This is a genomic window from Anaerotruncus sp. 80 (genome assembly GCF_009936115.1).
Lineage (GTDB): Bacteria > Bacillota > Clostridia > Peptostreptococcales > Anaerovoracaceae > Senimuribacter > Senimuribacter intestinalis.
On sequence record NZ_QWES01000026.1, the window covers coordinates 35,605 to 41,617 of the forward strand.

Genomic DNA, 6,013 nt, shown 5'->3' on the forward strand with positions numbered 1-6,013 from the left:
CTTTTGTATAGTATCCTCATAATAGCAAAGCAAACACGACAGCAGTGTGTCATGTTTGCTTTGATTTTGTCGCAATTATTTTTAAGGCTACACTAGTTTTCTCCGGAACTCATACTTCGGATACCAGCCTGAAGCGTCCCGCGACTCCAACGTAAATCCAAACCTATCGCCAAAATCCATATCCTCATTTTCCAGATACAACTCCTCATATCCACGTTCTTTTAAAAACGTGAAGAAGCCTTCCGCAAAAGCGGTAATTTCCAAAAGCTCTTTTCCCTCATCGGTCAGCCAGATGCCGCAAAGCTCCGTTGCTCTTCCATCATAGTGGGCAATACGAGCGTATCCAACCGTCTTCTCCCGCAGCTTTCCTTCAAAGGACGCAATCACATCGGTTTTCTCCGTTTCTTCAAAGGCAATCTGCCCGGTTTCTGCTTTTGCTTCGTAATCCTTTCTGAGAATGGAGTAATATCGGCAGTCTGAAAGCCCTGTATTATCCCTCGCTACTTCGCGCAAAGTCCCCTCGTACTGCATACCGCATTTTTTCATCACCATACCGGAATGGGGATTGAATACATCGTGTCTGGCTTCAATCCGATTATAATTAGTTTTCTGAAACAGAAAATCGATGACAGCCTGCAGTGCCTCCGACGCAATACCCTGATGCCAATATTTTTTTCCAATACAGTATCCAATGGCAATCATACGAGTGTCCGAATCCGCTGCAGCCATGCCAATACTGCCGATTGGTTCGCCAACCTCATCTAGCACAATAGCCCAGTTATAAAAATTTTCATCAGCATACTGCTGTTCCCAATCCTTCAGCACTGTCCTGGTTACTTCTATATTATCATGGGCAGGCCATGTTAAGAACCTGGTTACTTCGCAGTCAGACGCCCAATTGCGGTACATCGCCTTCGCATCGTCTATGTAAAATTTTCTAAGTGTCAACCTCTCCGTCTTAATCGTCTCTGTTCCCATTTGCTTCTCCTCTCAGTTTAAAATTATTTCTTCCGTTGAAAAGTTGTGTTCATTATATACTATTTTTTTCTTCTTCTCAAGGCTTACGAGAATCTGCAGCACAGCAAATATATCTAGGTGTTCCTGAGAAATGATAAGATTTCTTTATAATATCTGTTCCAGCTCAGCAGAAAAAAAGTCTTTGGGTTTTCCTCGCTGTACAAAACCTGCGGTTTTGCAAAGTTCTTCATTGACCCATCTACTGTGGACTTCTTGAAACTGTCGCTCTTCTGACATCGGCTCTGCCATCCAGCTAAGCCGCTCCACTGCGCGATTCAATGCAGCAACCGGTCTGCGCCCATGAGTCTTTGTAATCCATACCTCGCCTGCTGCTTGCAGATAGCAATACACCTGTTCCCAGCTGTATCCCTCTGCCAGTAATCCTTCGGTTATGGTTTTTTGCACCATTTCCTCCAGGTTTGTCCAATCTGCTGCGCACAAGTTCGCTGTGACACAGGTAAATCGATTAGACGCATTTACAACTAAAAGGACATCTCTGCCCTGGTAAGTGACATTGTGCAAATCCCAGCAGAAAAAAAGGTCAGTCATTCCACCGTAGGCTGGCTGTTTTCGTTTCAAAAAACGCTGCAGCGGGATAGTAATTCCAAGTTCCATCGCAATCCTCCACTTTATTTTTCGTTTATAGTTTATCATACTTAAGATAAAAAACATAGAGGCAGCTATCTGCCCCTATGCTTTTCTTTCTTTTTTTGCTGTTTCAACGCAAACTGGCGCTTCTTCTCGACCATTTTCCTCTTTCGGCTTTCTGCCTTGCGCTCCGTTTTCATCTGTTCCTGCTGCAGTTTCAACGCCTGCTGAGATTTGGTTCCAATACCTTGGTTTTGCACCTGCCTGTGAATCTGGCGCTGGGCGCGCTTCGGATTGATACTGGCCTTCTGAAAGGTTGCCTCCACAGCCGGACTGAATCGCAACTGATTGTAGTTCTTTAAAACAAAATCATATACATCGTAGCTTTTCGGCTCTGCACCGAAAACCACCCTGCACACTGATAGTTTTCCCTTTTCTACACGCTCAAAGACGCCTACCCAAAAAGGTTCTTCAAAAAATACGGTCAGCTTTCCCGATACCTTGTCCATGACAATTCCTCCTTAAAATAATTGTAATGCACAAAGAACGGACGACCCTAAGGAGGGAGGGTTACTTACACCAAATCGGTGCGACCGGACTACCTACCGGTTCTGCAGGAATCTTGCAATAAAATTTCTGCGTTTGTGTTTTTATCTTTGCATATATATATATTACCATAAAAATGCCCGTTTGTACTCATATCATCTAAAATGAAAATAGTTATTTTAATCCAGTAGCTTCCGCCCCGTTTCCACATACTCAGCAGCACTCTCTTTTAGCATCGCCAGCTGATCCTGATTCAGCGGTCTTATAGGTTTTGCCGGTCTGCCAAGAGCAAGAAATCCATCCGGAATTACTGTGTTTTCTGTGACCAGGCTGCCCGCGCCAATCAGACAGTGCTTTCCAATCTTCGCACCATTCATAACGATGGAGCCCATGCCAATCATCGTTTCATCGTCAATCTGACAGCCGTGAAGAATACAGCCGTGACCTACTGTTACGTTATTTCCAATCAGAACCTGATGTCCAGGGTCAGTGTGCAGCACACAGTGCTCCTGAATGTTGGTCCGTTCTCCAACACTGATACGCCCATTATCTCCCCGTAAAACAGCATAATACAGCACCGTTGCCTCATTGCCTACATGCACATCTCCAATCAAAATACTTTCTTTCGCAATATGGGCAGATTTGCTGATAACCGGTTTCATGTTCTTTCCTCCTGTAGTGTGTTTTATTGTAACGTATTTGCACCTATAGTACAAGGGGATCTGTTCCCATCAGAAAAGGTATAGCGAAAGTTCCAGCAATGTTTTATAAATCTAATATTGCAAGCAGCTGCTTCTGCCCGTTTTCCACAAATTGTTTTATATAATCCAGATCCACGCCTGCGCCGGGAAGCTCGGCATCTGTTTCCGCAAGAACACTCAAAAGCATTTCCTCTGTAACAAGTGGAATTTCGCTGGAGGCGATTAATTTACAAAGCACATCTTTTGCTTCCGGCTGTTCTTGTATAAACTCGCGAAAAAATCGAATCAATCCATCTGCACCGCGGCTGATATCACGGCTGTAACCTCTGGAAACCAGTGCAATATTATTATCATAGTTCGGCGCCATTTTTAAAATCCTGCCACTCGTCCTATCTCGCAGCAGTCCAAAATTTTTCGTATGTCGATCCATGTTAAAGCAAAGGGTATCCATCCAGAGAATTTTCAAATAATCAGACCCCAAAGCAGGATTTAGCGCGCATAACTTTTTATAGCTCCGGGCATAATCGTCCTCTTCGCCCATCACACCATCTGCCGTTTCAAAATTCATTTTGGCACCGCCTGTAAAATCTTTGGTTCTGATATAACCTTCTTCCATCTCATACCATGCCATAGAAAACCCCATCTCAAGACCCAGTCTGCAAATGAACAACTCCGAAAAATACTCCCAAGGTGTTCCCGCCTTATACATCCACCAGGCGCCATCCTTTCGACGCCAGCATTTTTCATAACTCCCAATGTTGGTCAACTCCGGTGTTCTGGAAGGTCTCTGTGAAAAGCTGTCAGGGTCACCATAAAGGGCAAGACCATCAAAATCATTTTCTTTAAAGCAAACATCTGCGTAATGCACCAGATGATCTGCAGGGCAAATCCAGTAAGTATCTGTAATGGTTGCACCATTGACGGACAAGGCAGTTTCCGCATCATCAGCGGTATGCAGACGAAGCACTTTTTTCAGCAGACGGGAATTTACCCGATGCGTATCAATGGCACGACCTGCCAGCCATCCCGCTATATCCTCTGTTCTCTTTAAATACAGCGGCAGCAAAGCGCTGTCAAACTTAAGGATTTTCCCATTCTCAATCTCAGCGATTTTTCTGTCTTCTGACATCAAATAACCTGTCAAAGATTCCACTTTCAAGCACTTCCCCTCCTTTCCATGCATATGGCATTATTATACTTCACAAAAGTTCAGTGCGCAATACAGAAAATCAGCATCTGCTTTATAGTACAGAATCAAAAATCCCCTGCACGCTGCTTTATGCATCCAATTTCATATACAAAATCGGATACGGATGCCCCTGCTCATCGATTTCCGCCCGCCGAGCAAGCCAAAATCCCATATGGGTATAGAAGCCAACCGCCTGCGGCACGATAAACAGCATTTCCAGTTTCCGTTTTTCCACTCCCATGAATCCAACAGGATTCGCCTGCGCATCCTGTGCAATGACCAATAGGTTTCTCCTTTTTAAAACTCTACGACATATATCTGATTTCCATGTTCTTCTATGATGCGAATCAAGACTTCCACCTTGAGGTATACGGTTGCCGTATTGTCATTTGGATGCCCCCCAATCATTTGGGAACCGCCAAAAAAATCTTTATCAATACAAAACTGCACCTTTCGCTCACTATCGTTCAGCAAGCCAAAGGGCGTTACAGCACCCGCAGTTACTCCCAGCATATCCATCAAATCATGCTCCGGCGCAAAGCTCAAGGCACGGGTATGATTCTTTTCTCTAAACGCTTTCAGGTTTACTTTTTTATCACCCTTCACGGTGAGCAAATAGTAATTTCTTTTCTTGTCGTCTCGAATAAACAAATTCTTCCCATCGGCTTCCGGATAAGGCAATTCCAGTTTGGAAGCCTCTTCCATATGATACACCGCCTTGTGCTCTATAATCTCATGCCGGATATTCTTCATTTTTAAATATGCATAGATGTCTTGTTTCTGCATTGTCATAGCAATCTCCGTTTTGTGTTCTCATTCCTGTATATTCGATACCAGGCGATTTAAATCAACCACACTGGCACAATATAGTTTTCCCTGTCAATTGCGCTCAAATTTGGTTTCATACAAATCACCGCGCCTTTTCCCCGCGGAACAGAAGCCCCATCCAGCAGTGAAAATACTTTCGTCAATTCTGTTCCGGGATTTGCAGTCTTCTTAATCTCAATCGGATGCAGCACGCCGTCACGTTCCAGTACGATGTCGATTTCCTTTGCATCCTTATCCCGGTAATAGTACATAAATGGTTCTCTCCCGCAATTTAAGTAAGACTTTGCAATTTCTGAAACTACATAGTTCTCCAGCATTGCGCCGTTCATCGCACCGCTTTCTAAGGTTTCCGCACTGCTCCACTTTGTCAGATAGCAGACAAGCCCCGTATCATAAAAATATAGCTTCGGCTTTTTCACCAAACGCTTCAGCAGATTGTTGGAGTACGGATGTAGATAGAAAATGATTCCCAAAGTTTCCAAAATTGTAAGCCACGCCTTCGCCTGGATTTGATTGATGTCCGCGTCCTGCGCAATTTCTGCCACATTAAGCATCTGTCCGCTTCTCGCCGCCACTGCCGTCATAAATCTTAAAAACTTCAGCGAATCCACTGCAACTGAAAGGCCTTTCACATCCCGTTCAATATAAGTATTCAAATAGCTGCTGTAAAAAATATTGCTGTTACGATTCAAGCCACTGATGATTGCCGGCATGGATCCCTGATAAATCCGCTGAAAGATGGCTTGAACATCCATTTCTTCCCGCTCTTTCTCTCTCTCTCCTTCAAACAGTCAAAATCCAATTGAAAAGGCGTTATCTCACCGCCGCATATCTCTGCCTGAGAAAGAGGCGTTAAAGAGAGCAATGCTACTCTGCCCGCCAAAGATTCCTGTATCCCATCCATTAATTTGAATGCCTGCGACCCTGCCAGCCAAAAATCGCCCGGCATGTGGTATTGATCCACATGAATTTTGATATACGTAAAAAGCTCCGGTGCATACTGCACTTCATCAATCAGCACCGGCGGTTTATGCAGCTGTAAAAACAATTCCGGGTCTGTTTTTGCGATGCTTCTCTCCTGCAAATCGTCTAACGTGACATAGCTTCGCTCAGTTCCCTCCATCAGTTTCTGCAGCATAGTAGT

At 44.3% G+C, this 6,013-nt stretch carries 9 protein-coding genes; all 9 read right to left on the reverse strand.

The window, feature by feature from the left end; all coding sequences use genetic code 11:
* Window positions 1-87: 87 nt before the first annotated feature.
* Window positions 88-978, reverse strand: a complete 891-nt coding sequence (locus tag D1155_RS16130) for a GNAT family N-acetyltransferase (RefSeq protein ID WP_160202829.1) — start codon at window positions 976-978, stop codon at window positions 88-90.
* Between the two features lie 144 nt (window positions 979-1,122).
* Complete coding sequence (locus tag D1155_RS12915; RefSeq protein ID WP_160202830.1) at window positions 1,123-1,632, reverse strand: hypothetical protein; 510 nt, start codon at window positions 1,630-1,632, stop codon at window positions 1,123-1,125.
* A 65-nt stretch (window positions 1,633-1,697) separates the two neighbouring features.
* Window positions 1,698-2,114 (reverse strand): YjdF family protein, encoded by a 417-nt coding sequence (locus D1155_RS12920; RefSeq protein ID WP_160202831.1) that lies wholly within the window; start codon window positions 2,112-2,114, stop codon window positions 1,698-1,700.
* A gap of 216 nt (window positions 2,115-2,330) precedes the next feature.
* A complete protein-coding gene (locus tag D1155_RS12925; RefSeq protein WP_160202832.1) occupies window positions 2,331-2,813 on the reverse strand; it encodes a gamma carbonic anhydrase family protein in 483 nt (160 codons plus the stop codon).
* 103 nt (window positions 2,814-2,916) lie between these two features.
* Window positions 2,917-4,011, reverse strand: coding sequence for a hypothetical protein (locus D1155_RS12930; protein WP_160202833.1), 1,095 nt, complete (start codon window positions 4,009-4,011; stop codon window positions 2,917-2,919).
* A 118-nt stretch (window positions 4,012-4,129) separates the two neighbouring features.
* A complete protein-coding gene (locus D1155_RS12935) occupies window positions 4,130-4,324 on the reverse strand; it encodes a hypothetical protein (protein ID WP_201759597.1) in 195 nt (64 codons plus the stop codon).
* 14 nt (window positions 4,325-4,338) lie between these two features.
* A complete protein-coding gene (locus D1155_RS12940; RefSeq protein WP_347560996.1) occupies window positions 4,339-4,833 on the reverse strand; it encodes a prolyl-tRNA synthetase associated domain-containing protein in 495 nt (164 codons plus the stop codon).
* Window positions 4,834-4,883: 50 nt separating this feature from the next.
* Window positions 4,884-5,624 (reverse strand): DUF4143 domain-containing protein, encoded by a 741-nt coding sequence (locus D1155_RS12945; protein ID WP_347560997.1) that lies wholly within the window; start codon window positions 5,622-5,624, stop codon window positions 4,884-4,886.
* Window positions 5,558-6,013: AAA family ATPase (locus D1155_RS16135; protein ID WP_347560998.1), on the reverse strand; the 456-nt coding region annotated here is incomplete at its 5' end. The genes D1155_RS12945 and D1155_RS16135, both read right to left, overlap by 67 nt.